The sequence below is a fragment of the Cytobacillus firmus DS1 genome (assembly GCF_000565285.1).
GTDB lineage: Bacteria > Bacillota > Bacilli > Bacillales > Cytobacillaceae > Cytobacillus > Cytobacillus firmus_A.
The window spans coordinates 1-26,312 of the sequence record NZ_APVL01000010.1; the positions used below are offsets into that span (position 1 = coordinate 1).

Genomic DNA, 26,312 nt, shown 5'->3' on the forward strand with positions numbered 1-26,312 from the left:
GAATTGCGCTAAAGTGGTCAACTTTTATTTTAGCGTTTACATATATATAAAGGGGAAACATCCTTATGACTATTCATGGATTAAAAATAAAAATGAAGAAAGAATTTTTTATGACTCCCTTTTTAAATATATTGAAAAACTCCCTAGCAAAAAAAATATACATTTTGAAGGCTGGAGCGATGATTTATCCGATTGGTATCGTAAGATTGGGTACATTCTTTCAACAAGCGACTTTGAAAGTTTCCATTTATCAGTTGCTGAAGGAATGTCATCAGGTGCAGTTCCTGTCGTAAGAAATTGGAATGGCGCTTCAGACCTTTACCCACCTCCATTCATTTTCACAACAATAGATGAAGCAGTTAAAATCATTAACAAAAAAATAAATCCTGGTGAAATTCAAACATTAACGAAGAATTTTGTTTTAAAGAATTTCGAAAAGAGCAAACTGCTGCCGGAAATCGAAAAATTGTTAACCTCCTAATCAGCTGAAACAGGACAATACAATGCAACTTGCGGAGGGAGAAGTATTATGATAAACCCAAAAAGTATAAACGATCGTGAAAAACTGAATATATTAAAGGTTAAGTTAAAATATTTTTTCAGGAGGACTTCTTTAAGGGGAAAAGACGCTCAATCAGCAGGCGATCAAATACTGGACAACCATATCTATATTTCTAAAGACTTTCCTGTACATCACATTCACAATATTGATGATATGTGGAAATTATCAGCACAGAACTTAAACACATATAAGTCATATTTATATGGACTGCAGCCCATTGGTTATCTTAATAATGCATTTGAATATACAAAAAACAAAAAATATTTATTAAAAGGCATTGAGATAATGATAAGCTGGCTTAATACAGGTGAATTAAATAAGTATGATTCTTTAGTATGGTATGAATTCTCAGTATCCAATAGGGTAATTACACTCATTGAATTGCTTCAGCATTGCCTGCAAGCTGGCTTAACTCTCCCGCAACACGCAAAAATTAAAGTGATTGACTCTCTTATTAATTATGCTAATTTTCTTAGTAATGACTCAAATTATGTCAACAATAATCACGGAGTTATTCAGGATCGAGCTCTCCTTGAAATCTCCTGCCTGTTTGCAGGTCATGATTTCTCACAGAATTGGCAGAATAAAGCATTACAGCGGCTCTCTAAGCAATTTAGGAAAGCATTTAATGAAGAGAGCATAAATGTAGAAAATTCACCTTTTTACCATAAATACAATATTGATTTATTTTCTCAATCCAGCCACTTCTTGGAATATAATGGAATAATTGCCAAGAATCTCTTAAGAGAAGAATTTAGAATAAAAATTAAAAAAGCTATAAATGCCCACCAGGAAATGCTCAAACCTGATCAGTCGCTCCCTTTAATCGGTGATACTGAGGTTCAAAAGTTTCCTGCTAAATATAAAAATAAATCAATTGTATATCCAAATACTGGCCTGGTTTTTTTTAAAAACGATAGATGCTATATATCTCTCAAATCAGGGTATACAAATTTAAGCCATAAACATTTTGATGATCTATCATTTACAGTATTCTATGATAATAAAGACATCCTTATCGACTGCGGAAAATATAATTATGTTCCTAATGACAAATTTCGCAATTATTTAAAATCAGTTCTTGCCCATAATACAATCAGTTTAAATCAAAGCAACTACCCTTTAAATAATCCGGCTAAAACCGGAATTCATGAATACAAATTACAAACTGAATTTGAATATGTAATAATGTATAACTATCTTTATAATAAAATAAAATTAGTCAGATACTTTATATATATAAAACCAAATTTAATCATCATTATAGATAAAGCAAACAATTCAGCTAAACAAATAAATTTATTTAATCAATCGTTCAATATTAATGGGGATTTTTCCGTTGCAGATCTATCAGAGTACCGTACTTTGTTTACAGCTAAAAATAGCAATCATCAAGTAACTATCATTCAGAATATTCCTGTAAGGAATTATCAGTTTTTTTATAATGACAAAAAAAATGTAAGAGGGTTAGCATCTGAGAAGTTTGGAGAGTTGAAGCCAGCTAATCACTTATCCTTCATAAATGAGACCGGTAAGCACGGAGAAATGGTTTTTTTGACCAGTATTTTATTTACTAGTAATAATAATGATGAAATAATAGACCATACAATTACTAAGATAGATAATAATACTTTAAAGATTTCCTGCAAGTATAACCATAAATCAGATTCAGTATACACTTGGAATGCGCTCTCAAACAATAAAATTGTAAAAAGCAGATAGGAAGAGCAGTTGATAATACCTGCTCTTTTTTCGTAGAATCGTAAAATATTTTTCCTAATTATTTTGCTTTATTTGATTCAACATTGTCCTTTCTTTTCTAACAAAGGCTGTTTCTACTTCCTCGAAAAGTTTGATAGGAACTTGTATGTCGTCTGTTTTATTTATTATTTCCTTCCTTCTTACCCCTTTAAATGCAATCCAGTCTTCCACTATGAATGTTTCAACCTGCTGAAACAACGGATACATTTCTTTATAAATTTCTGCAAAATACAATGTCCTTAGATGACCTGGATGTTCATTTATTCCAAAAGGAACAGTTATCAGAATTTGCCCTTTAGGTTTTAAAAATTTATAAGCTTTAGATAGAAATGGAGACGAGTTATTATAATGTTCCAGCACCTCGGTAATAATAATAGTGTCGAATTTATCTGAAGTTTCAAACTCCCTAATAAAATCATTAGTGAAAAATTCAACATTCGTTATCTTTTTTTCTTCATTTAATATCAAACTTTTGGCAAAATTAATAGCTTTTTCTGAGATATCTATTCCGATTACATTTTTTCCTTTCTTTCCCAAAATCATTGAAATTATACCTTGACTGCAACCAACATCTAAAATCTTGTTTCCTTTCGTATTATCAATGATCCAATCCACTCTTTTCTTCGTTTTCCTTTGCATATTTACTCCGAGTTTCCCATTAAAAGCCTCTGTAATACGATCATCATTACTATTCATTCGCTACACCTGCCTTACACCATGTTCTCTCTATATATTATGCATGAGTAGTTGTTAAGCGTGGACTTTTTGAAAAAAGCGATACAAGCCTAAAGTACGATTAAACTGTGGTATTCGACGGGTGGTACGCATAATATAATGAAAAAATGGCAAGGTGATCTCATGATATCAGTTATCATTCCCTTTCATCCTGATTTAGGACCAAGAGACAAAGCATTTAACTGGATTCGGGAGTATTACGAAATATATTTTCCATCTGCTGAGAAGATTATTGCACGTTCAAAGGCACCATTCAATAAATCTAAGGCAATAAATGAAGCAGCAAAGAATGCAAAAGGATCTATTATAGTTATTGCAGATGCAGATATCATTATCAACCCCAGATTATTAAGAAAAGCAATCAAGATGTTAGACAGTTACCCTTGGATTATCCCCTATAATGATGTATTGGATCTTACTAGAGTGAGTACGAATCGCGTGTTGCAGACAAATCCTTCCTGGCCGCTTTTAGCAAACCTTGAATTCCAAAAGAGAAAAACAAAAAATGTGATGCCCGTTGGAGGGTTAAATATTTTAAAGCGCGAATGCTTTGAAGCTGCAGGTGGATTTGATGAACGCTTCCAAGGCTGGGGAGGTGAAGATGATGCTTTTGCAGCTGCAATGAATACTTTCTGTGGCCATTATAAAAGGGTTGATCAAAGTATCTATCATCTTTGGCATCCCCGTTCTAAACCATCTGATAATAGAAATTATCATACAAATTTTGAATTGGCCCTCAGGTATTGTAATGCTCAGGGAAATAAATCAGAAATGAGAAAGATCATACAGGAAAGGGGTAAAAGCTAAGAACGGTCAATCATGAAGTTGACCGTTCTAGTAGGAAGCAAATGGTTTTAGAATGGGATATAGGAAAGGTTAATCAGTTAAAATAACTCTGATTGGCTGTACTTTACCATTATTGATTTTATAGCATTTTAAAATTGGTTTTTTCTTTGCATATGAAATAATAATGTAAGCTTTTTCAGGAATAGCATGACAAATATCATCTCTTGAAGGAACAGGTGGTGCTGTTGGATGCGAGTGGTAGATGCCCACAAAGCATTCCTCCTTTTCTTCTATTCCCGCCAAAATTGAGGTGAACTGTGCTTCATTTATTTCGAAAGAGTTTCTTTTTCGTTGATTATTAATCGCTTTCCATACTGTCTTTATAGAATCCTTTGAACCTGATAATAACCCGCATGCTTCATAGGGCAATTCTTTTTCACCATGACCCAGCATTTGAAAGTATAATTTCCTCGGCAACCGAATTCCACTGCTAAAAGGGAATTTATCTTCCGCAGCACCTTTTATATTGGGGTTGTTCCGGTTTAGCAGCTGCTTTTTTCTTTCTGCCGCTGCCAGCAGCTACCGATTTTGCTTTCTTGTACATTTCCTGAATTTCCTGACGTTTCATCCCTATACACTCCTTGTCTTCACACTATTGTTTTTTCGAATATTTAAAAGGGTTAAACATTGTTGTTGCTGATTGTGGAGGAACAGGCAGCGATCCATGCCTTTCAAAATCTTGGTTTCTTTCAATCTCCGTTTTTCTTTTTACTTGCGGTGATCTTTTCATTTGAGATGAATGCTGCATTTTAGCTTCCTTCGGATTTGCAGGTTTTTCAGCAGATTCTTCATTAACTAGTTTTTCATTTTCTTTTAAGCGCATTTCATGCAGCTCTGATTCTAATTGTTCGATCTTTCTTTGACTTTTTATGTCCTTTTCTCTATATTTAGCCAGCATGTTATTGAGTTCTTCCGACTCTGAATGATATTTCTTTTCCATTTCAATAAACTGACGGTAAATATCATTTAGTTCCTTTACGCTGTTTTTAAATTCTTTTTCAGAATGTTCCTTTTCCAGTAATCGATCATAGACTTCTTCGAATGTTCCTTTATAATGCACAAGTTCATCTCTCAACTGAGAAATTACTTCCTGCAGCTCAGTAAGTTTTGCTTTATACTGCTCCTCCTTCTTTTTACTAAAAAATAACCAGCCCATTTTTTTCAACCACCTTCCTATAATATTCATATTCAGATCGGACTCTTCTTGTCTGTGTGTTACACCAGTATGCTCAATTTCTTCAAGCAATTGGTCTATATGTTTTATTGAATTCTCTATTATAGTTTTAATGTCATAAAAGTCTGTTAACCAGCTGAATACTTCTGCAAGGGATATTTGTGTCTTCTGTATTTCACCTTCGACTTTTTTCTTATTGCTTTTGATAGGATGGCTTTTATAAGTGCTTTTAGCATCTGATAAATTTTTAAGCTTCTTATTTAAATATTCGATATGAATAGCATATTGATTGAAATTTATCTGTTTTGATTTTAATTTATTTATCTCTAGTTCTTTCTCATATGCAAGGTTTCTAAGTTTTGCTTCCCTTTGAAGAGCTGTATATTTCATTTTTAAAATTTCATCTTTTAGAGAAAAAAAAGCAGGAGAAATCACGGTGAAAATTGCATTTTCCGCCACATTTTTTATGGCTTCCCGATCTTTCCTCATCTCTTCCAAAAGCACCTTTAAAGTATTTATATTCTCTTTTGCGCCGGCTAATTGATTTTGTAAAGTACTATTCTCTGGCATCCATCTCCCTCCTATCTCGATTATTATGTATTTCTTTATATGAATAAATTATTTAAAAAGGAGGAGAAGCAACTCCCCTCCTGTTAAGATTAGTCATCCAAGTTATCTAAAAGGTCAGCAAAAGTCTCGCACTCTTCAATAGCAACGGCTGCATCAACATCACCGCTGTCAAATACAATCGTACCAGTAGTGATGTCTCTTAGAACAAGGTTAAATCCTTCTCCTAAACCTTCAAAGATTTCTAGAGTGAATGCAAATCTATCCGTTTCTCCATCCCAATCTCTAATACCTACTCCAGAAACCGTTAAGCTGCCGTCTCCACATTCTGGCTGGTTGAATGACTCAGGAGTAAATGTAAAGCTGTAATCTGGCTCTGTTGGTGTAGGTGTCGGACCTGTAAATTCAGTATCTGTGAAGGAGTATGAGAATGTGCTGTCACCCAGTGAACACTCCTGGCAGATTTCTGCTCTAATAGTAGAGGTTCCTTCCACTTCAACTGTACCTCCTGCAAAAATACCAGTAGTAGCAGCACCTCTTGTAATAGCCGTAGCCTGGCACTCACAGTTTGCTACTGGGAATAACCCCGGACATTGCGGCGGGAATTCAAGCAGGTTTAGATCACACTGAATTCTTGGTTTTGGCACTGGAATATTATTTGGACGCGGGAAGCAGAATTTTGCTAGAACTTCAAGCTTTACAGGGTAGTGTACTTGAACGTCCTTACATAATACGACTCTCACTGGAATCATTGGTCCAAATGGATCTGGACCCATTAGTACAGCACCAGAAGTTTGGCAGATTACCTGGTAAGCTCTTAATCTGATATTATCTTCTGTAATACCAGTTGGTACGCACAGCATAATTTCATCAGTGAATTGCGTGCGGACAGTGAATGTGCAAACTGACGCACCATTTACAAGGATCGTTACATCAACTGGAACTGTCCAGACGATTAATACTCGACCAGGATTTCCGTGTTCCAGGATTGTTGCAGAAGATTGGACATCGTCTACATCAGCTGAACAGCGCACATCTACTCTTTGCCCCGCAGCCAAAGCAGCAGCGACTGCAGCTCGGCATCCCTCATCAGGTATGAAATTCTTGTTTTCATATTTGTTGGCAAAGAATACCCAGTCATATACCTTCTCGACAAAGATACATTCTGGAGCTAAATCATTTGGATCAATCGGAATCGGCGTTGGTGTCGGCGTTGGCTGTGAACCTTTAATCGTTTTACGCTTATTCTTCATGTTTTCCTTCCTTTCTTTCTAATGAGTATTTTTATCACACTATATCCTATGGAAAGAAACCAGTTTTGGTATAGAACAAGTACCTATTTTTATAAAAAAAGAACCTATTTTAAAAAAGTAGTAAAAGAGTCTATTTTTTTATAAATGGGTTCTCTATAGGGTAAATGCCATTGTCCTTTCTTTACACACGGCATATAGTAGAAGTAAGAAAGGTTACTGATTTAAATCTTTCCTTTCGCTTCACTATTAAATGAATAGGGATATTTCTGCTAGTTTAATAATAAATGACAACTAAAAGTCGATTTTCTATAATACTGGATCCACGAATGGCGTTTCAGAGCAATACACGAAATTCCAGCCGATTTTCAATGAGTATTTGACGAACGGATTTTTATCACACGAATTGGATCATTGCAATGATAACCTTTATAATTTATTCCATAGACATGAGGGCCCTCATGTCTTTTTTTAATTTAATGAAACATTAAGGGCTGCATACATAAAATAAAGTTATAAGCTCTTCTGAAAGGAGAATGAATATGCTTCGCAACCATACTCCCGATAAAGACATTCAGCTGCAGCAAATGATTATCCATCTTAAATCGGAATTGGCAAAGTACCAGTCTATGCTCATTCCAGATTTTGAAAAAGAACACAGAGAAAGAATTCAGGACATCGATGAGCAGAATCAGGAAATGATTAGGAAAAATGATACCTTAAGAAAGAAATTGGCCCTGTTAACGGAAGAAAATTTAAGGCAAAGATCTTATATGTATACTATGCAGGACTCTCTGTGCCGGATCGATAGCCGAAAGAACCCTGTCGATGTGCTAATCATTCAGGAAGATAAAGACCTGATTAACAGCTTATGGGGACGTATTTATGAACTGGAGGTAACATATTGGGAGATGTACTGTAAAGCAGAGGACTTATATAAAGAAAATGAACATTTAAAGGCTTTAAAGACAAAATCAAATCTTAATAGGGAGTTACAAACTCCTAATGAGGAGGTATACTCTGGCGAAAGGCGGGATTTGCACAAGGAAAACCGGATCCTTCAGGAAGAGCTGCATAGGGCTGCCCGATATAAAGCTGCTGCCGAATCCAGCATGGAGGAATTAAGGAAAGAAATTAAAGCATATAATGAAGGAAATATGGTTTATCCCCGCGGAACAGAGAATAATGAAGAAACTAATAAGCTGAACTATTTTATTTCGGAATTTGAAAAAAAAGACGAAGAGCTTGAAAAGGCTTTAAAACTTTTACGCCAATTAGAAAAAAAGATTTCCTTGATTGAAAATAAAGTAAATAATGATTGACCATTCACACGCCTCATATTGCGGGCGTGTTTATTATTTTTACAGCTAACTGCTTTATGGTGTTTTTAATCGTTTTTTTGGGGTAAAAAGAAGAAAGCCATTATTCGAGGAGGAGTTACTTATGAACAGAGATCAAACAAATGGAAATGCCGATCAATTAAAAGGTGAATTAAAAAAGCAATACGGTAAACTGACCAATAATGAATCCAAAGAAGCTGAAGGAAATATGGATAAAGTAAAAGGACAGGCACAGGAAAAATGGGGAGATGCAAAGGAAGCACTGTCAAAGACATTCAATGACCGAAGAGATTAATTATAAAAGTACTCAGCGCGTATTAGCGTTGAGTACTTTATTTTAATTAAAAAGTTGTTTTTGCCCCTAAATAACGAGGCTTCCAATAGGAATTGTTCATATCGCTGATCTCGACACCGCGAGAAGAACCGGCATGAATGAACTTGTAATTGCCAAGATAAATTCCGGCATGGGATGGGCCGGATTTGTAAGTTTCAAAGAATACTAAATCTCCCACTCTTGGTGATGCAACATGTTTTGTTGCTTCCCAAATGGAAGCTACAGTACGCGGAATAGAAATTCCTACTTTACCATATACATAGTTCAGGTAGCCGCTGCAGTCGAATCCGGCAGGAGTGCTTCCTGCCCATTCGTAAGGTGAGCCAATATATTTCTTTGCTTCAGCAACCAGCTCATTCACCTTCGAAGTCGATTGGGATGCCACCTGCGATTCTGCCGGCTTGCCTGCAGCAGTACCAGATACTTTCAGTGTGTGGCCGGCATAAATCAAATCAGAAGAAAGGTTGTTCATTGCCTTTAGTTGTGAAACCGATAAGTTATGGCGAGATGCAATACCTGAAAGAGTGTCTCCTCTTTGGATGGTGTAAAATCCAGTGCCTGCAGGAGCAGAAGGTGCAGTGCCTTGAGCAGAACCTTTAACTCGCAGCTTTTGCCCTGGATATATTGTGTCACTGCTGATTCCGTTCAGACTCTTAATTGTACTGACGGAAAGGCCGTGATCTCTTGCAATTCCCCATAAAGTATCGCCTGATTTCACTGTGTAGCTGACTGCAGTGCTTTGCGGGCTGCTTGTTGAACCGTTATGGCTGTGCGGTGACAGCAGATTCAGGGCTTGTCCTTTATATATTGTCGAACCTGAGATACTATTCCAAGTCTTTAACTCTTCAATTGAAAGATTGTTAGAGCGTGAGATTCCCCATAATGTGTCACCAGACTGAACGATATATTTATTTTCATGAGCACTTGCTTCTCCATTGAACGGTGTAATCAAAAAACCAGCTGTCGCAGCCATTGTAAGTAGTTGTTTCTTCAAGTTGTACACTCCTTAAATTTCTTTGACATCCTAATATTAGTAATAATTCTAGTAAAATCCTATCTAAAAATAATGGTGATTCTGGGTTTTTTTATAATAAATTCATGTATTTTCCTTATTCGAGTAATTAATAGACATATTTTCCTAATTAATGCACGTTAATATTTCTGTCCCTTGATAAAAACCAGGATGTTTTACATATAAATATTAAAAATTCTAAATTAAAGTATTTCTAGACATAGTAAAAGGCCAGCTCTCAGGCTGACCTTCTAAACACCTTATTTATTCACAGTCTGCTATAAAAGATTGCGGAGTTGCCTGCGCACGCCACGGCACGATGGTTTCAAACTGCGTCGCAGTTCCGTCAGTTGCAAGAATTTCCCACTCAGCCACTTTAGTTACCGGATCAAGTGTCACCGTTATGGTAACTTCAAAGTCTCTGAATGGCCCATTGTTTACTCTTCCGCGGATGGTGCCTACCACGGTTGCCCTTCTAAAATTATCTCCACAACTGATGAACCGTCTTCTTCCCTGGGTAAAGTTATATACATCCCCATTGCTGGCGTTAAATATAAAGTTGAAATTATCATTTGCTGGATTACATCCTCCGCTCTGGCTAGCTCCGCATTCAAGCACGTTAATATTCATTTGTCCTATTAAATCTTCCTGAACACCAAAACGGGTAACCCGAATCCTAGCACCCGGCTGGGCACCGCCTTGAGTGTTAAGATTAAATTTACAAGGGCAATCATGATGAGGACAATTCACATTAATTATTCTTGAAGCAGAATGGAATTCCTGGCCGGCTACTTCAGCTCGTGCTCTGATTGTTCTTGTGCCTGTCGCTCCTTGTGCCGGAAGGATACGGGAACTGAAACTTCCATCCGGCCCGGTAATCGCAGGATTCTCAATAAAGAATACATCCTGAGCTCCAGAGATAATATCGATAAATACCGCAAAGTTAGGAAGACCTTCTCCTTCACAAGTTAGGCGGCCTGTAAGCAGTGCGCCGTCACATCCTATTACACCTCCTGGGACATTCAACGTTAAGAGAGGATTCTCACACTCGATACATCCTGCTCTGACCCTATTGGTGTTTGATATGATATCTCCATTAACTTCAGCTGTAGCTGTGTATTCCAATCCTTCTGTCTGCGGAGTCGGAAAACGCACTCTAACTGTGCTGGAGAAAACTCCGTTTGCATCTGTTACAGGATTCTCATCATCAAATATTAAAGGACTGCCTGCCGGTGTAGATAAAGTAACTGTAATACCAGGCTGTGGCTCGTTTTGTCCGCAAAGAACCCTGCCTGTGATTAATGCTTCACAGCTGATCGGCCCCGGGTTATTAAGCTCTATCCGGCAGCCTGGACAATCAACGGATACAATACGGGTTGGAGATTCAATAGGGATTCCTCCAACCGTAGTAAAGGCTGTAACAGTCACATTGCCTGCTGCTCCAAAACCAGGTGTTATTCGTGTAGAATAGAATCCTCCAGCATCTGTTACATCCGGTAAAACGAATACAGGGCCCGCAGCCGATTCCACCCTAAAGGATACAGTCACATTCTCAATGCCTTCTCCATCACAAGTGACTCTTCCAGTAATAGGTGCTCCATTACAAGTGACTGTACCAGCAGGTGTGAGTATGGTCAATAAAGGATTTCTGCATTCCACACATCCAGCCCTCGTAAACTCTGTATCCTCAACAAACCTGCCATTCACTATTGCTGATGCATTAATTTCTACATCCTGTATCTCTGTCCCTCTCTGAATGGTTACAGAAGTTTCAAAGATGCCATCCACATCGGTTCTGGGATTGTCATCAGCGAACCGCAGTATAGAAGATCCTCTTAAATTAACAATCGTGTAGGGAACAGGTAAATCATTACAAGTAACGCGCCCTCTTATTAGCCCGGAACAGCTGATTTGGCCAGGATTAAAGAGATCAATAACAGGATTGACACAGGTATGGCAATTCAGATCCACCGATTGAGGGTTTGTTTCGACTGTCGTTCCTCCAACCGTAGCTCTTGCGCTAATGGTTACCGTTTCGGTTATTCCAAAAACCGGTGCAAAATCAATCGAGTATTCACCATTGGCATTTGTTGTTGTAGGATTTTCCTCGAGAATAATGCTTCTCGGATCTGATACAATAAAAGAAACCGACGCATTCGGAACGGGCACGTTATCGCACGTAACCACTCCTGTTAATTGCCCGCCGGCACAGCCAACAACCCATTGAGGAGTAATAAGTGTTATCCGAGGATTTCTGCATGCCACACAGCCGGCACTGGTGGTTAATGAATTTGATACTTCAATTTCATTAACAGTTGCTGAAGCAGTTATTATTACGCCTTGTTGTATTGGAGTGTTTATTGGTACAGTTACGGTGGTTGAAAATTTTCCTCTTTCATCTGTTACAGGGGTATCATCCTCGAAAATTACGCCGGCAAAAGAGCTGGTAAGCTGAACAGTCACACCTGAGACTGGTACCAAGTCACAAATGACTCTTCCTGTAATGGTGCCTTCACAGCTGATAGGGCCTGGATTATCAAGTATTAACCTGGGATTTATACATAAACTCGGAGGGAATAAACCTTGACAGCCATTTGGGGGCCGCTGTATCCGGCAAACAATTTCCCCTTTTTTTCTCCTTCCTTTCACATCGTTCACCTCATTATAGTTAAGTCCCTACTAATGTATGGGATTACCATTAAACCGAGCCGGCAATTACCTAGCATTTAGATAATTTCCATAGATATTGTCACAGTAAAAAAGCACCAGGGGATTAATCCGAGTGCTCTTTTTATGAATTACATCCATATTCTCTTATTTTCTGCTCTCCGTGTAATACCCAAAGAATCAAGCTTTTCAAGAAAAGGAATCATATATTTTCTGGAAAGACCTAATACTTCCTTTGCATATCCCACTTCAAATTCAGCATCTGTGCTCTTTTTCAGTTCTTCTACCGCTTCTCTAAAATGATCACCATGCCAATAGTTTTGTGCATCCAGCGGTATGACGATTTCCTGGTCTTCTAAATATCGTTTTAGATCGCCTTTGAGATTCTCAGGAATCCCTGCAGAAGCATAATATTCATCAAATGGCTTTACTCCATAGCCATCTTTTTTTAATTCAGCAAGAAGATTGTCCGTACGTTTTTGCCAGTTTTTCGGTACATGAGGATGAAAACCTTTATTCTGCAAAAACTGTCCTTTTCGCTGGAATGCATTTTTTTCAATACCTGAATTTAAGACAAATTCAACCAGCATTTTAGGATATTTATTCTGGAGTGCCTGTAGCAATTCTGCTTTATTGACCCCTTGCTTCATTGGATTTTCCAGATGGAACTCATTCAGGCGGTCAGCTATTTCTTCCTCTATTGCCTCTTGGATGGCTACTATAGTGAATTCCTTGCTGCTGATGCTCAGGAAATCTTTTTCTTCAAGTATTTCTTTAACTGAGCATTCATCCAGTGAAGTCTTTGCTGTAATCTCTGAAAGCGAAAGGATCTTATCTTCGGACAACGCCGCTTTTATGCGATCTTTCGGTGTCCCTTCTTTTTTCCTGCTTAAATTCTCAATGGTTTTTTGCCCAAACCGGTATTTTTCCCCGTTGGGATCTATCACCCAGCCTCCTCCGATGGTCTCCTGGGGACTAGGCCGTCTTAAAATGAACCGGTCTCCCCTTTTGGCGACCACATCTTCTTCTAAACGCAGCTGGCAGAGAATATCTCCTTCTGAATTGGATAATTCATTTCGGTCAAAAAAGACGATTTTGCCCATAACCTCAGCTGTACCGATATGGCATTTAATCGGCATTCTCTGCTTCACGATATGTTCTAAATCTCCAACCATTCTAACAGCTACATCAATGGTATTCGTAACGCTGAAATGCTCAGACGATACAAGGACCTCGCCCCGCCCTATATCCTCCTTCGAAACACCTGAAAGGTTAATGGCTGCCCTTTGCCCTGCAAATGCCGTTTTTGCAGACTGATGATGGACCTGCAGCTGGCGTGCCCTGGTCTCGATGCCATTAGGCATGATTTTCAGAAGCTGCCCTTCTTCGACTTTTCCTTCATAAACAGTCCCTCTGACTACAGTTCCCTGCCCTTTCACTGTGAATACCTGATCAATGGGCAGACGGAAAGCACCTTTTGCATCCCGTGTATCCTGTTCTTTCAGCGTGTGGATAATCAACTGCTTTAACTCTTCAATCCCTTTGCCTGACAGGCTATCTGTTAAAATAAATGGAACATTTTCAAAAACAGTTCCTTTCAGTTCCTCAAGAATTTCTTCTTTTACAAGATCGGTGAACTCTTCGTCGACACGATCAATTTTTGTAATAGCGACAATGCCATTTCGGATCCCCAGAAAATCGAGAATTTCCAGATGCTCTCTTGTTTGCGGCATTACTCCTTCATCTGCTGCCACAGCCAGGATGACTAAGTCTATCCCGGCAACTCCGGCAATCATCTGCCTGATAAAGCGTTCATGACCTGGTACGTCTACCACTGATATTTGAATTTCCTCATCTTCATGTAAAGGTGCAAATCCCAGTTCTATGGATATCTGTCGTTCTTTTTCTTCTTTAAGCCTATCTGTATCCACATTTGTTAATGCTTTTGTCAATGTAGTTTTTCCATGATCGATATGGCCGGCCATACCGATTGTAAAGTATCTTTTCATCAAATCTGCCACCTGCTTCTTTTGCGTTCTTTTTCAACTGTATCCCGAAAAAAAGAATCTTTCAATCATCTGGTTTTTTATAAGGACAGCAGCGCACCTAATGCTCCACAATAAGCCCCGTTTTGAATAAAGACAGGGTTTTTGCCAATCATGGCGGTATACTTCTGTAAAAGATGCTTTAACGGGGCATTATGCAGAAGCGTGCTTCCTATATAAATTATATCGTCAATTTGATGACGAACTGCTGCCTGAGTACTTAGGAGTACAATCGTTTCCGCGATCATGTTAGTTAAACTGGCAGCTTTGTCTTCCCTGCTTACCTGATCATCATTTATTTTCCCAAAATTACTGGCAGTCAGGCTACCATCTATTGGCGGATCGGATGGTGAATAAATATCCTTGACCATTATATCTGCATTCTCTGCTTTTCCGCTGCCAGCCAGCGAAACGAGGCTGGAAAAATCCTTTTCACCAGTCAGCAATCTTCCCAATCCCATCAATGTGCCCCCGCCGATGCCGCTTCCCGAAACCCTTGAGATTTTCCCGCCGCTGTTAAGGCAAATCGATGTCCCTGTGCCTATATTAATTAAGAGAAAATTCCCATAGGATAATCCTTCTTGTTTCAGCAAATAGGATGCACCTATACCGGAAGACTCAAATTCAGGAACAATCAGGGCATTTTGAAAAAACTCTTTTTTAAGGTATTCAGACTTTCCGCCTGTCAATACAATTGGCGCATCAGCCGCAGTCATCTTCAGCCAATTCATAGAACTTTGAAGCTCATCAAATGGATACCTTTTGTAATGTATTTGATCTTGTTCTTCAAATGCCATCTTCAGCAGAGAACCCCCAGCATCAATACCTATTTTTGCAGATTTCATGCAGATTCCGCCTTTCCAGCTTTATTTTTGCCAATCATTTTGAATGGAAGCAGCAGTAATGAAAACAGGAATAATGCAGCTATTTCCAGTGTTATGATGTAATAAGGATAAGGTCCGAAGTAATCTAATAATGAATTATTCTCAGGCTTACGGGACAGGAACATATAGTTCCCGCCTGTTAGCTTGTTTGCAAAAAATGCCGCAGCTGCGCAGAGATTCAGGAAGATAAAAGATTGGAACAGACCCTTTCCTGTTGGCCTGAATTGATGAACAAACACGAAATAAAGGCAAGTCCAAACAATTAGATTATGAGTAATAAAAAATTGAAAATACCGAAAATGGGGAAAGCCTAAAAACAGCTCAGGAGTCAGAATGGCCATTATGGCCCCCGTGACGCCTATGTAGTAGACAATCTGGAAGACAGCCTTAGATTTCGATGCCAATAATAACAAGCAAAGAATTAAGCTTATGGAGCAAAGCTGAAGCGGCAGAGTGAAGGAGATATCCCATTTTCCCCCATGATAAAGCCAAAGATGATAAAGCAGTTCCAATATAAAAAGCAGGAGAAACATATAAAGCCTAAATTTTCTATCGTGCCGATACAGCCCTTTTCTGAATATGAATAAAAGCGCGGATACTGCTGCAAATAACACAATCATGACAATATGAGATGCAGAAAAAAACACAAAAGGGAAAGCGCTATAATCTTGAGAAAATACTCCCGGCAAACTACCATCTCCCTCCTGCACTGGAGACAGCTCTCCAGGCAAGGAAAGAACTAGACTCCGATTGTATTATTTATTAAACCAAAGGGGATCATCATTTTCAGCTTCCCCATTATAATTTATCAAAACCTCTTCACCTGCTTTAATATCTTTATAGGCGAAAAAATCAAACGTATGGTTGTCAAAGTTAATATCATATACTGCATTTGGCTGGTAGGAATGATTAAAAAGCATTCCATAGCCTAATAAAAGGGCACTGTGATTTTTCCCGTATTCAAATGCATAGTCTGCCAGAGCCGTTTTTTCAATATGCTGATGCTCATTGTTTGGATAAGGGAGAACCGGTGCCTCATGAATCAGTTCACCCTTCTTGATATCACGAGTAGCAAAGACTCCTCTGTTATGTTCGCCATCGCTTACTGCTGATGTCTTAATTTCGATCATTTCAATACCTGCACATTCCCGTCAATGACGTTTTTTTATTTTTCAGCGAGATTAAACTCACCAAATTCCAATTTCTTTGTGGTCTCAAGCTGAATCACTTCAGGAGAGTTCAGCTGTATCCTATTAGAAAATAACGGACCGTCATACACAAATGTATGATATTCACCTGATTCACCCATCGGACAAACTGGCTCATTTTCAATTTTGCTTACAAAGTCATAATTAAGTTCTATGCCCAGCCAGGAATTGTCTAATACATCTTCCCGAACCCGTATGACTTTGGCTTTATAGCCTGATTCCACAAAAACCTTTAAAGCCTTAAGACTATCTTTCTCCTCCATCCATAGAGGGTATACCGCATCCAATCCTGCTTCAGCTGCTGTTTTTTCTCCCCATTCACGGTGTCCATCCAAGTATAGATCCCCATATGCAATGCCTGTAATCCCATATTGATCTTTTATTTTTCTTAAATCACTCACAAAACGTTCCGTGTAATCTTCATAGGTACAATAAATAAACTCTGCAGGAATGGATAAGCTTTTAGCCTGAAGCTGGATTAATTCCTTTTTTTCCCCATGCCCAAAGGTTCTGCCCATTTCCTGCGGAACCGTTGTCAGAAGGCACGAAACCTCGTACCCCTGTTTTACCAGCACATCCAGAGCCAGACAGCTGTCTTTGCCGCCGCTCCATGATAAAACGACTTTCTTCCTCAACAGTCATCACCAACTTTAATAGTATGGGAAAAAGGATAGAAGGTCTATCCTTTTTCCTCTGAATCCTAATTTAAAAATTGAAACTGTGTGCGGCTGCCTGTCTGGCTTGCAGTTACTTCCAGACGCACATCAATTCTTTCCTTCAGCTCAGGAACATGAGAGATGATGCCTACAAGCCTTCCGCTGCTTTGGATTTCGATCAATGCTTCTATTGCCTGATCTAATGATTCGGGATCAAGTGTCCCAAATCCTTCATCAATAAACATCGTCTCAAGGGATACCCCTCCTGCGTATTGCTGAACCACGTCCGCCAGACCAAGGGCAAGTGCGAGCGCGGCTTTAAAGCTTTCTCCGCCGGATAAAGTTTTAACATGCCTTTCCTGTCCAGTGTATTGATCGAACACTAGCAATTCCAGGCCGCTTTGTGCGTTGCCCTTTGAACGGTCTGTTTTTCGAAGCAGCGTATATCTCCCGCTGGTCATCTTCGATAAACGTCCGTTGGCTTCCCTCAGTATATCATCTAAAAATGCCGCCAGAACAAACCGTTCAAAAGTAATCCGGTAAGTATTCTGTCCTTTTGAAATTTCATATAAGTGCCCGATTACTTTATACCTTTCCTCAAGGGCCTTCATATGTTCATTTATCTCTTTGATTTTTTGCATAGTCTCTTCATTTTGCTTTTTCTTCATAAACAGATTTGTATATTGATCCTGCAGCTGTTTCAATTGACCATCTGTTTCTTGCAATAAATGCTGCAAGCTTCCCAGGTCAGGTTTTTCAATCCCTTCCAAGAGCTGCAGCAGCTCAGCGTATCGATCATGAACAGAACGGACTTCTTCCCGATATTCCCTTACTTCACCTTCAAGCTGTCTGATTTGATCTTCTGATTTTTTGGCATCCCGGTATTCACCGTAGACTTCAAAACCCTGATCCTTCATGCGCTGTACAAAATTCTGCCTTTCGGCTGCAAGCTTTTGCTCGATTTTAACAGCCTGCTTTTGAAGTGTCTCAAGTTTTGCCTGTTCTGCCATATGAACCGACTTTGCATCTTGATAATTTTGCTGCGCAGTTTCCAGCTGCCTTAGCATAATTTCAAGTTTTTCAGCCGCAGTTTCCAAACTTGACTCGAAAGCTTCTATAGACCGCAGGTTTTCAGGAATTGTGTCCGTCATCCTAGCTAAGTTGCTTCTCTTTTCAGCATGCATAATGGCAGCGTCATTTATTTGGCCTTGCAGGAGGTCAATTTCTGCAGCCAGAGATTCTTTCATTTCCTGTGAATTTTCTAACTCAGCAGTGCAGTTTTCAAGTCGTGAAGATTTCATCTTCAGTTCTGCATTAAGTGTCAGCAAATCCTTTTTTTGATCGGCAAGTGTATTTTTCAGCACAAGCAAACTTTCATGTTTAAAATCAGGACGGTGTTTTTGTATTTGAGCTGCAAGTTCCGCCAATCCACTTTCGCTGGAATACATACGGGATCGCGCTTCATAAAATGCGGACTCTGCTTTTGCTTTCTCTGTTTCCATTTCAGCTGCCTGTTTTTTTGCTTCCTTCAAATCCTTTTCATCAGGAATATCTTGAGGTGAGACAGCCGGTTTTGGATGGTGGCCTGAGCCGCAGACTGGACATGCCTCTCCGTTTTTGAGCCTGTCAGCCAAGATTGATGCCTGTCCATGAAGCCATTTGCCCTCCAGTTCCTCTACAAGCAGTTTGGCGTCAGTCAGCCTGGATGAAGTCTGCTCAAAATAACTTTTTTTATTGCTGAAAGCATTGACTGATAAGTGATGCTCTTTATGAAGCTCTTCATATCTATGAAGCCGATCTATTTCGTCTGTCAGTTTCTCCAGGTTTCGTTCATTCTCAATCTGTGCGAGCCTGCTATTTTCAATTTCCTGCTTTTCTGCAGCAAGTGTTTTTATTTGCAGATCAGCTTTTTGAAGGGCTTCATCTTTCTGTCTTTTTTGAAGCCGGAGGTTCTCAAGATTTTTTTCAAGAGAACGGACAAGCTTTTCCACTTTTGCATAAGAGAGAATATCCTCTTTCATGCCTTGCAAGTGATTAACCTGTTCTGCAGCTTGTTTTCTTTCTTCCTCGCGGTTTTTTTCAAACTCCCATTTATCTTGCTTTTCTTGTAGCAGAGATTCAAGAGTGCCTATTTTTTTCTGAAGTTCCTCAAGATCGGCATGTGCTGCATCCAGATCTTTCTTCAGTTCATGACAGAGCTGCTCCTGCTGACTAAGCAGGGCTGCTTTCTGTGCAAGAGCAATGGCATTCTCTTTGGCAGTATATTGGTCCTTCAGCTCTTCCAGCTCTTCTTTCCGTTGCTTTATCTCTTCTTTCATCTTCAGCTGTTTAAGCACCGTTTCAGCTTCATAGAGCTTTTGCTGAAGATGATCTCTCTGTTCCTTCTTTTTCCTGCCTGCTTCTGTCAGCTCGTCAAGACCTTCTGCCATCTCCTTAATTTCCTCAGCCAGAAGCGGCAAGAGGAGGGTGTCATTAACACTTCCTGCTTCGAGGTAAGATTTCAGCTCCTCGCTGTACACAGCCTGCACAAGATTAAAATACTGATCTCTCGATTTAATCTGTTCTTCTACCGTTCTTTTTAATTCAGTTGCATCTTCTTTCAATTTTTCTTCGATTCGCTTGTATATTTGAGTATGGAATAACCGCTGAAGTATGATTTCCTTATCCTTGCTTTCAGAAGTCAGGAGCTTTCGGAACTCTCCCTGGGGAATCATCAGAATTTGCCTGAACTGATTGCTGTCAATGATCATAATTTCTTTTATCTTTTCATCAACATCCCTGACATTTGAAGCCAGGAGCTTTTGCTCTCCATTTTCATCATATATATACAATTCTGCTTTTGCACTCACTGTTGTTGTGCCATCGCCCCGCTCTTTTTTCTTTTCCTGCTGAGGAGATCTAGTAATATGATACCTTCTATTTCTTAAAATGAATTCGAGAGAAACCTCGGTTAGTGTATTATTTTTGGCAAACTGGCTCCGAAGTTCGGGGCCATTCCGATCCTCTCCGCTTGCTTTTCCATAAATGGCATAGCTGATGCCATCAAAAATTGTGGTTTTGCCTGAACCCGTCTTTCCGGAAATGACAAACATGGTCCGATTTCCGAGTTCGGTGAAATCAATGGTTTCACTATCTGCATAGGGGCCGAACGCCTGCATCGTTAATTTTAATGGCTTCATTTCAAGGCCTCCTCCCTAAGCACTTTTTCGATCACATCAGTCATTACCTGCTGTTTATTTTCTGTAAATTCAGAAGTGGTCATTTGTTCATAGAATTGTTTAAACAGGTCAAGCTCCGACTTTTTCTCTTCCTTCATCGATAGGAAGGAGCTTTTTTTCTTCATATCTGTAACAGCTATTCTTCTTTCCAGGTGAAGAACATTGGGGTAGACCTGTCTCAGCTTATTAATTGGATCAAGCAATGCGCCTTCATCAAAAAGGGTGATCTTCAGATAGTCATCAAGATTCTGTTTTTCATAGAAGGCTGGATCCATCAATTCATCCAGATGACCTTCGATTTCTCTCAAGTCTTTTTGGGGCTTCAGTGAACGGGTACGCAAATCAAATTCGCCATTTTCCATCATTTCTATTATAGTAATCGATTTTTCCTGTTTGGCTTCTGAAAAAGAATATTTTAATAGGGAGCCAGAATACCGGATCTTGTCATGCTTTATGGCATCAGGGCTATGCAAATGCCCGAGTGCTGTATAAGAGAAAGGATCAAAGCAGCTTGAATGGACACAGCCTGATCCGCCGACTGAAAGTGTCCTCTCCGAATCACTGGTAGCACCGCCCAGGACAAAAGCATGTCCGACAAGAACGTTCGGCTCGTTTGGGTTCAGATGCTTTTCAATTCTGCTCACAATTGCCTTCATTGCATCATCGTGGGAATGTACCCGGTCATCATCAAGCAAATGCCTGACCAGTCCAGGTTCAGCATATGGAACCAGATAAAAGTTCACACCATTAATATGTATGGGCTTAAAATCATTTGCCAGTTTTCCAGACAGGTAAAACTTGCTTTGTTTATACCAGGAGCTCCCAAATGACAGCCTCTCTGCACTGTCATGGTTTCCTCCTATGGCAACCACAGGTGTATTAAGCTCTACATTTATTTTAAAAAGAATTTCATTCAGCAATTCTACAGCATCAGTCGGAGGTACGGACCGGTCATATAAGTCTCCTGCAATGACGACTGCGTCCGGCTTTTCTTCCTCTACCACATCAATAAATTGATTCAAAAAATGACGCTGATCTCCGGTCATATATACACCATGGACCAGCTTGCCCAAATGCCAATCAGCTGTATGGATAAATTTCATATCTTACACCCTCTTTTCCTTGCCTGAGATTCTTTCTGCAATGTTACCATTATACCAAATCAAAAAACGCCAGAGGCTCAGCGAAATTTAACAGAACATTCGTTCTAATTATATCAGGGATTTTTTCCAAAACATAGCATTGTTCAAAAGAAAAAGAGCCAATATAGGCTCTTTCATCTATTGTTTTTTAGCTTTGGGAAGTTGATCAAAATGGCAATAATACCGCAAATGCCAATTAGTATTGGATAAATGGAATAGGCCATGATGCTGACCGGAGAAATGGCAGCTAGTCCGGAAGCAGCCAGCATCTGTGCCCCATATGGGATAGTACCCTGAACAAAACAGGCAAATATATCAAGAATACTTGCTGATTTACGCGGATCAATCTCATATTGATCTGCCATTTTTTTTGCAAGCGGCCCTGCAATAATGATGGCAATTGTGTTATTGGCTGTAGATAAATTTGTCAGGGAGACAAGTGACGCAATACCAAATTCAGCTCCCCTGCGGGATTTTATTTTGCTTGTAGCCAGGTGAAGCAAGTAATCGATTCCGCCATTAAATCGGATGATCTCAACCAATCCCCCAATGAGGATGGCAATGAGCGCAAGGGTCTGCATGCCAGCCATTCCCTCAGCAATCATTTGCAGGAATGAAACAAACGTATAGCTGCCGTCAGCAATTCCAATCAGGCCTGCAAGAAGGATGCCCCCGCTAAGCACCAGAATAACATTCACGCCAAATAAAGCTGCAGCCAATACTCCCAGATAGGGAACTACTTTCAAAAAGCTGTAATCTCCGCTGGTTACAGTGCTTTCCTGACCTGCTGTTAGAATTCCAAGAATTAAAGCTGTAAGCAATGCTGCAGGCAGGACGATTAAGAAATTCACACGGAATTTATCGGTCATTCTCGTTCCTTGTGTCCTGACCGCTGCAATGGTCGTATCAGAAATAACGGAAAGATTATCCCCAAACATGGCACCGCCTATTATTGCTGCCATGGCCAATGCTACAGATATATCTGTCTCTGCAGAAAGAGCTATACCAATTGGAGCGAGTGCAACAACGGTCCCCATGGAGGTTCCCATCGATAGTGAAATAAAGCAGGCAATGATAAAAATCCCGACCATCAGCAGATTCTGAGGGATGAATGAGAGTGCAAGATTCACGGTCGAATCAACCGCACCCATACCTTTAGCCGTTCCAGAAAAGGCCCCTGCCAGGATAAAAATGATGGCCATTAAAATAATATCAGGATGTCCTGCTCCTTTCGTGAATATCTCCACTTTTTCCATGAACGGCTTTTTTCTGTTCATTGCCAGTGCTATTCCGGCTGTAGCGGATACAATGACAATGATTGGAATGCTATTGAAATCTCCTGTCGCTATGCCGCTTCCAATAAAAATTAGAAGAAAAGCCATAAGCGGCAATAATGCCCAGGGATTGCCTTTGTTCTTCATTAAAAATCTCCTCTCCTAATAGATTTCCCAGCAAAATAAAAAGACCTCTTCAAGCAAGAAGAGATCCTAACAAATCAATCGTTCTCTTCTTATCTGCCAAGCACCTATGCTTGCTGGATTTGGCACAGCGCTCTATAGAGCCCGCTGCCGAGACATCTTCGGGCCAGTCCCTCAGTCTCTCTTGATAAGCGATTCATATGAAATTATTCTGAAATAACTCACGTTTGAAAATTATACAGGAAACTCGCGAAACTTCAAGCACTTTTTTATTGTGAATTTAGAATCTGAATAATACTTTAAACGGGAATAATGGGGGATCGGAAGTAAAAAGCCGCAATGCGGCTAAAAATTAGTGAAGATCTTTGGAATTTGGCGGGGTATGCCCCTTTTTCAGCTCCTGAAAAATATCATCTGATGCCTGAGGTGCAGGCTGAACGGGCGACTGCAAAATCATTTCTCCCATAAGCCTTTTAAACTCACCGACAGTTAAAGGCTTTGCATCATCCATTAACTCATACCCAAGCTGTCCATTCGGTTCAAGAGTAGCCATTTTGACATCTGAAATTTTTGTGATTCCGCTGGTTCTGAGCCTCATTTCCAGCTGATCAGCTGTAAAGCGCAATTTCCTCATATTTGCTGTTTTAAGTTTTCCATCCTCAATCACTATTTTAGATTTGCCCGTGATAAATTTTTCAACAAAATTAAACTTAACCTGAAGATATTCCATTAATATTAATGATCCAATTAAGATAGCTGCTGCCACAATCGTTTTCCAAACACTAGTCTCAACGATTGGCTGAATAATGATGGTGCCTATTGAAATCATCACAACTGTTTGGGCTAGTGTCATTTGCGAGATGGATTTTCTTCCGGCCACACGCAGAAGCAATACCCCTGAAAATATTAAAAGGACTGAATCCCATATAAAGTTCATCTATAGCCACCTCCCTTTTTCTCATAGGGTGTGGCATAGCAGGTACATATATACAATCGGCGAAAAATAAAACAGCCTGACCATATGGCCAGGCTGTTTTTGTATGGGTCTGTCGATTATAGTTTAGTTACGTTAGCTGCTTGAGGTCCGCGTGCACCTTCAACAACTTCGAAAGAAACTTCTTGGCCTTCTTCTAAAGATTTGAAACCTTCAGATTGGATAGCAGAGTAATGTACGAATACGTCGTTTCCGTCTTCACCTTCGATGAATCCGAAACCTTTTTCAGCATTGAACCATTTTACTTTACCGTTTTTCATGAAAAAAATCCTCCTATTGGCTAGAAAAAGCCATGTGTAAATTCACCATATACACGCTTATAACTTTACGTTCATTACTCATCCAGACCATTTCCTAACGGTTGAAAAAGCAGCTAGCAAAATATAACACGATGCATAACGGCTGATTCAAATTTAGCATTTATAGGAAGGAATGTCAACTAAACCACCCGTTTACAGTGATAATTTTCTGACTATTCCGCCTTCTGATACTGCCAAAATATATAAATCTTTTGTAGTATATTTTCCATTTAGAGACAACCAGACAAACAAAGTGTTTGATGCATTCATAAAATGTAGAAAACAGATTCGGGAGGTGAGTGGATTGAATTTACTGGATTTTTTAAACCAGAATTATTACATGCTGGTCCCGGCTTTGTGGGTAATAGGGTATGCATTGAAACAGACACCCAAAGTTCCTGACTGGTCCATCGTATGGATTCTTGTAATCATCTCGGTTTTCGCAGGCAGCCTTTCATTTGGTTTATCTTTTGAAGGGCTCCTTAACGGAATCGTTGCAGCAGGCGTGGCGGTGCTTGGACATCAAATGATGAAGCAGACTATAGAAGGTGCATACAGCAATATAAAGAAATAGGTTATATCAAAAAAGTTCATCCAATTGAGATGAACTTTTTATTTAATCTATTATTTTAAGCCAGCCAGTACTTTTTCGATATCTTCGGCAGTCATTTCCTGCGCTTTTCCAAAACTGTAGACATGATTCGATGCCCAGTAATCATAAAGCCTGGCAAGATCATTTCGGTCATATACTTTATTGGCAAACGTGCTGAAAAAATAAACGATCAGGACATTCACAACATTAGGCGGCAGCTGTTTTCTGTTTGCAAGAGCGCCCAAAGCTATTTTTTCCAATCCTCTAATATTGCCGCCTGTTAAGTACTTAACCATATCAAGCGGGGAAACAGTTTCACACTTTTGCATAAAATCAGGGTCATTTAATAAATTTAACATTGTTCTCTCCCCTCTATAGCTTCTATTTATACACATTGGAGGAGATCAATAAACCCTTTTGGGTATTTTGTATCGAAAATGATATAAATAGCTTAGATTTGTTAAGTAAATTTCACTTGCTTTCGCGTTAACCGCGTATGAACCCTCCCTCGGAATGAATCACCTGTCCTGTTATCCACCTTGAATCTTTACCTGCCAGGAATGCTGCCAGATTGGCTGCATCATCTGGCTGGCCAATTCTGCCCACTGGAAACCTGGGCAAAAGGTGATTTCTTATCTCCTCATTCATCCATGCAGAGTCGGTGGGTCCAGGGTTAATCGCGTTAACTGTTATTCCTAAATGAGCAATTTCTGTTGAAAGCGACCTGGTAAATGCCGTTATGGCAGCTTTAGTAGAAGCATAAGCCAATTCACCGGGCATTTGGCCAAGCTCTTGGCCGGAAGTCATATTAATGATTCTTCCGTAAGGCAACTTCCATTCTGGAAATCTTTTGGCGAATTCTGTGCAAAGAAGAAATACGGCTCTCATATTAACAGCATAGTGTGCATCCAGTGTTTTAGCATTAAACTCCAGATATCCATCTCTTGTTGAATGAGCTGCGTTATTAACAAGTATCATCGGTTCCCCAACTTCAAGCGCAGCAAATTCCAGCACCTTTTCAGTGGATTGAACATTAGATAAGTCAATTTCGAGACCTTTGCATACAACGCCAGTTTCCGATATTTCCTTGCTGAATTCTTTTTCCCAATGGGGTACAGCATCCCAATAAGTAAAAAATATATTAAAATTCTGGCTGGCTAATTTTCGGCAAATAGCTGCTCCGATACCCTGATGGCTGCTGACACCTGTAACTATCGCGTTTTTATTGTGCTTTGGGATCATTCAGCGTTCCCTCCATTTAGGGCCTGCCGGGAATAGCATGGAGATTAGCTTCCAATAAAAATGCAGATACACAACAAGGTATCTGCATTTTTATTGGTTGAAATTCCACAGCAAGCATTCCTTGTTACAATCATTTTTTTAAATAGACAAACCTCACCTCAACATATTAGGTAGATGTTCTTTTCATTTAAAATGATTACAAGTTCAGCCACATAAAGAATTTCAATTCCCCTTCCGTATTTCTCCTAGTTTGAGCATATCTGCAAGTCCAGGAAAAAGCAACAAAATTTTTGAGATACTTTTTTAATTTAGGCTCTTTTCGCATAAATAGTTGTTCTTTGCCTATTAATGTTGGCCGTTGATTTC

General features: G+C 39.5%; 24 protein-coding genes, 1 pseudogene and 1 riboswitch. Of the genes and pseudogenes, 6 read left to right on the forward strand and 19 right to left on the reverse strand.

Annotated features, from left to right (window positions below; all coding sequences use genetic code 11):
* A pseudogene (locus PBF_RS26145) lies at positions 1-481 on the forward strand (glycosyltransferase family 4 protein); the annotation flags it as partial.
* A 48-nt stretch (positions 482-529) separates the two neighbouring features.
* Positions 530-2,284: a heparinase II/III family protein gene (locus PBF_RS13970; protein WP_035330459.1), complete on the forward strand. Its 1,755-nt coding sequence runs from the start codon at positions 530-532 to the stop codon at positions 2,282-2,284.
* 54 nt (positions 2,285-2,338) lie between these two features.
* Here PBF_RS13970 and PBF_RS13975 read toward each other — a convergent pair whose 3' ends face one another.
* Positions 2,339-3,019 (reverse strand): class I SAM-dependent methyltransferase, encoded by a 681-nt coding sequence (locus PBF_RS13975; protein ID WP_035330460.1) that lies wholly within the window; start codon positions 3,017-3,019, stop codon positions 2,339-2,341.
* Between the two features lie 138 nt (positions 3,020-3,157).
* Here PBF_RS13975 and PBF_RS13980 point away from each other — a divergent pair, with 138 nt between their 5' ends.
* The gene (locus PBF_RS13980; protein ID WP_051488878.1) at positions 3,158-3,865 is read left to right on the forward strand and encodes a galactosyltransferase-related protein; all 708 of its coding nucleotides are present in this window, start codon (positions 3,158-3,160) and stop codon (positions 3,863-3,865) included.
* A 69-nt stretch (positions 3,866-3,934) separates the two neighbouring features.
* On the opposite strand, the gene PBF_RS13985 is transcribed toward PBF_RS13980, so the two are convergent.
* From PBF_RS13985 to PBF_RS24940, 4 genes are all read right to left on the reverse strand, one after another.
* Positions 3,935-4,321, reverse strand: a complete 387-nt coding sequence (locus PBF_RS13985) for a M67 family metallopeptidase (protein ID WP_268745118.1) — start codon at positions 4,319-4,321, stop codon at positions 3,935-3,937.
* Between the two features lie 25 nt (positions 4,322-4,346).
* Positions 4,347-4,472 (reverse strand): hypothetical protein, encoded by a 126-nt coding sequence (locus PBF_RS27035; RefSeq protein WP_268745119.1) that lies wholly within the window; start codon positions 4,470-4,472, stop codon positions 4,347-4,349.
* A 24-nt stretch (positions 4,473-4,496) separates the two neighbouring features.
* On the reverse strand, positions 4,497-5,648 hold the full coding sequence (locus PBF_RS13990) for a hypothetical protein (protein ID WP_035330461.1): 1,152 nt from the start codon (positions 5,646-5,648) through the stop codon (positions 4,497-4,499).
* A gap of 89 nt (positions 5,649-5,737) precedes the next feature.
* Positions 5,738-6,898 carry a hypothetical protein gene (locus PBF_RS24940; protein ID WP_051488879.1) on the reverse strand — a complete coding sequence of 387 codons (1,161 nt, stop codon included), beginning with the start codon at positions 6,896-6,898 and terminating at the stop codon, positions 5,738-5,740.
* A 539-nt stretch (positions 6,899-7,437) separates the two neighbouring features.
* Between PBF_RS24940 and PBF_RS14000 the strand changes: the two genes are divergently transcribed.
* Complete coding sequence (locus tag PBF_RS14000; RefSeq protein ID WP_051488880.1) at positions 7,438-8,217, forward strand: hypothetical protein; 780 nt, start codon at positions 7,438-7,440, stop codon at positions 8,215-8,217.
* Between the two features lie 121 nt (positions 8,218-8,338).
* Positions 8,339-8,530: a CsbD family protein gene (locus PBF_RS14005; RefSeq protein WP_035330463.1), complete on the forward strand. Its 192-nt coding sequence runs from the start codon at positions 8,339-8,341 to the stop codon at positions 8,528-8,530.
* Between the two features lie 46 nt (positions 8,531-8,576).
* On the opposite strand, the gene PBF_RS14010 is transcribed toward PBF_RS14005, so the two are convergent.
* The 12 genes from PBF_RS14010 to PBF_RS14065 all read right to left on the reverse strand — a co-directional run bounded on the left by PBF_RS14010 (position 8,577) and on the right by PBF_RS14065 (position 24,073).
* Entirely contained in the window at positions 8,577-9,563 is a 987-nt protein-coding gene (locus PBF_RS14010; RefSeq protein ID WP_035330464.1) for a LysM peptidoglycan-binding domain-containing protein, read from the reverse strand.
* Between the two features lie 282 nt (positions 9,564-9,845).
* Positions 9,846-12,062 carry a hypothetical protein gene (locus PBF_RS14015; protein WP_152539681.1) on the reverse strand — a complete coding sequence of 739 codons (2,217 nt, stop codon included), beginning with the start codon at positions 12,060-12,062 and terminating at the stop codon, positions 9,846-9,848.
* A 317-nt stretch (positions 12,063-12,379) separates the two neighbouring features.
* Complete coding sequence (gene selB / locus PBF_RS14020; RefSeq protein ID WP_035330466.1) at positions 12,380-14,257, reverse strand: selenocysteine-specific translation elongation factor; 1,878 nt, start codon at positions 14,255-14,257, stop codon at positions 12,380-12,382.
* A 77-nt stretch (positions 14,258-14,334) separates the two neighbouring features.
* Positions 14,335-15,138: a type II pantothenate kinase gene (gene coaW, locus PBF_RS14025; RefSeq protein WP_035330467.1), complete on the reverse strand. Its 804-nt coding sequence runs from the start codon at positions 15,136-15,138 to the stop codon at positions 14,335-14,337.
* Positions 15,135-15,866 (reverse strand): TIGR02206 family membrane protein, encoded by a 732-nt coding sequence (locus tag PBF_RS14030; RefSeq protein WP_051488881.1) that lies wholly within the window; start codon positions 15,864-15,866, stop codon positions 15,135-15,137. The genes coaW and PBF_RS14030 overlap by 4 nt, the downstream gene beginning before the upstream one ends.
* Positions 15,867-15,932: 66 nt before the next feature.
* Positions 15,933-16,307 (reverse strand): SET domain-containing protein, encoded by a 375-nt coding sequence (locus tag PBF_RS14035; RefSeq protein ID WP_035330469.1) that lies wholly within the window; start codon positions 16,305-16,307, stop codon positions 15,933-15,935.
* 35 nt (positions 16,308-16,342) lie between these two features.
* Positions 16,343-17,020, reverse strand: a complete 678-nt coding sequence (locus PBF_RS14040) for a diphthine--ammonia ligase (RefSeq protein ID WP_035330470.1) — start codon at positions 17,018-17,020, stop codon at positions 16,343-16,345.
* A 65-nt stretch (positions 17,021-17,085) separates the two neighbouring features.
* A complete protein-coding gene (locus tag PBF_RS14045) occupies positions 17,086-20,220 on the reverse strand; it encodes an AAA family ATPase (protein WP_035330471.1) in 3,135 nt (1,044 codons plus the stop codon).
* Positions 20,217-21,362, reverse strand: coding sequence for an exonuclease SbcCD subunit D (locus tag PBF_RS14050; protein WP_035330472.1), 1,146 nt, complete (start codon positions 21,360-21,362; stop codon positions 20,217-20,219). The genes PBF_RS14045 and PBF_RS14050 overlap by 4 nt, the downstream gene beginning before the upstream one ends.
* 173 nt (positions 21,363-21,535) lie before the next feature.
* Positions 21,536-22,822 carry a Na+/H+ antiporter NhaC family protein gene (locus PBF_RS14055; RefSeq protein ID WP_035330473.1) on the reverse strand — a complete coding sequence of 429 codons (1,287 nt, stop codon included), beginning with the start codon at positions 22,820-22,822 and terminating at the stop codon, positions 21,536-21,538.
* A gap of 86 nt (positions 22,823-22,908) precedes the next feature.
* A riboswitch (SAM riboswitch) is annotated at positions 22,909-23,013 on the reverse strand.
* A gap of 158 nt (positions 23,014-23,171) precedes the next feature.
* Positions 23,172-23,756, reverse strand: coding sequence for a DUF421 domain-containing protein (locus tag PBF_RS14060; RefSeq protein WP_035330474.1), 585 nt, complete (start codon positions 23,754-23,756; stop codon positions 23,172-23,174).
* Positions 23,757-23,872: 116 nt separating this feature from the next.
* A complete protein-coding gene (locus PBF_RS14065; RefSeq protein WP_009334826.1) occupies positions 23,873-24,073 on the reverse strand; it encodes a cold-shock protein in 201 nt (66 codons plus the stop codon).
* 343 nt (positions 24,074-24,416) lie between these two features.
* Between PBF_RS14065 and PBF_RS14070 the strand changes: the two genes are divergently transcribed.
* Positions 24,417-24,686, forward strand: a complete 270-nt coding sequence (locus PBF_RS14070; protein WP_035330475.1) for a phage holin family protein — start codon at positions 24,417-24,419, stop codon at positions 24,684-24,686.
* A 50-nt stretch (positions 24,687-24,736) separates the two neighbouring features.
* Here the strand turns inward: PBF_RS14070 and PBF_RS14075 are convergent, their stop codons facing one another.
* On the reverse strand, positions 24,737-25,063 hold the full coding sequence (locus PBF_RS14075) for a hypothetical protein (RefSeq protein WP_035330476.1): 327 nt from the start codon (positions 25,061-25,063) through the stop codon (positions 24,737-24,739).
* 127 nt (positions 25,064-25,190) lie between these two features.
* A complete protein-coding gene (locus tag PBF_RS14080; protein WP_035330477.1) occupies positions 25,191-25,946 on the reverse strand; it encodes an SDR family oxidoreductase in 756 nt (251 codons plus the stop codon).
* Positions 25,947-26,312: the final 366 nt, after the last annotated feature.

Bases quoted from the DNA above. Each gene is read 5' to 3' on its own strand.
- PBF_RS13970 (WP_035330459.1), top strand. From the start codon at position 530: ATGATAAACCCAAAAAGTATAAACGATCGTGAAAAACTGAATATATTA.
- PBF_RS13975 (WP_035330460.1), bottom strand. From the start codon at position 3,019: ATGAATAGTAATGATGATCGTATTACAGAGGCTTTTAATGGGAAACTC.
- PBF_RS13980 (WP_051488878.1), top strand. From the start codon at position 3,158: ATGAAAAAATGGCAAGGTGATCTCATGATATCAGTTATCATTCCCTTT.
- PBF_RS27035 (WP_268745119.1), bottom strand. From the start codon at position 4,472: ATGAAACGTCAGGAAATTCAGGAAATGTACAAGAAAGCAAAATCGGTA.
- PBF_RS13990 (WP_035330461.1), bottom strand. From the start codon at position 5,648: ATGCCAGAGAATAGTACTTTACAAAATCAATTAGCCGGCGCAAAAGAG.
- PBF_RS24940 (WP_051488879.1), bottom strand. From the start codon at position 6,898: ATGAAGAATAAGCGTAAAACGATTAAAGGTTCACAGCCAACGCCGACA.
- PBF_RS14000 (WP_051488880.1), top strand. From the start codon at position 7,438: ATGCTTCGCAACCATACTCCCGATAAAGACATTCAGCTGCAGCAAATG.
- PBF_RS14005 (WP_035330463.1), top strand. From the start codon at position 8,339: ATGAACAGAGATCAAACAAATGGAAATGCCGATCAATTAAAAGGTGAA.
- selB (WP_035330466.1), bottom strand. From the start codon at position 14,257: ATGAAAAGATACTTTACAATCGGTATGGCCGGCCATATCGATCATGGA.
- coaW (WP_035330467.1), bottom strand. From the start codon at position 15,138: ATGAAATCTGCAAAAATAGGTATTGATGCTGGGGGTTCTCTGCTGAAG.
- PBF_RS14035 (WP_035330469.1), bottom strand. From the start codon at position 16,307: ATGATCGAAATTAAGACATCAGCAGTAAGCGATGGCGAACATAACAGA.
- PBF_RS14045 (WP_035330471.1), bottom strand. From the start codon at position 20,220: ATGAAGCCATTAAAATTAACGATGCAGGCGTTCGGCCCCTATGCAGAT.
- PBF_RS14050 (WP_035330472.1), bottom strand. From the start codon at position 21,362: ATGAAATTTATCCATACAGCTGATTGGCATTTGGGCAAGCTGGTCCAT.
- PBF_RS14055 (WP_035330473.1), bottom strand. From the start codon at position 22,822: ATGAAGAACAAAGGCAATCCCTGGGCATTATTGCCGCTTATGGCTTTT.
- PBF_RS14060 (WP_035330474.1), bottom strand. From the start codon at position 23,756: ATGAACTTTATATGGGATTCAGTCCTTTTAATATTTTCAGGGGTATTG.
- PBF_RS14065 (WP_009334826.1), bottom strand. From the start codon at position 24,073: ATGAAAAACGGTAAAGTAAAATGGTTCAATGCTGAAAAAGGTTTCGGA.
- PBF_RS14075 (WP_035330476.1), bottom strand. From the start codon at position 25,063: ATGTTAAATTTATTAAATGACCCTGATTTTATGCAAAAGTGTGAAACT.
- PBF_RS14080 (WP_035330477.1), bottom strand. From the start codon at position 25,946: ATGATCCCAAAGCACAATAAAAACGCGATAGTTACAGGTGTCAGCAGC.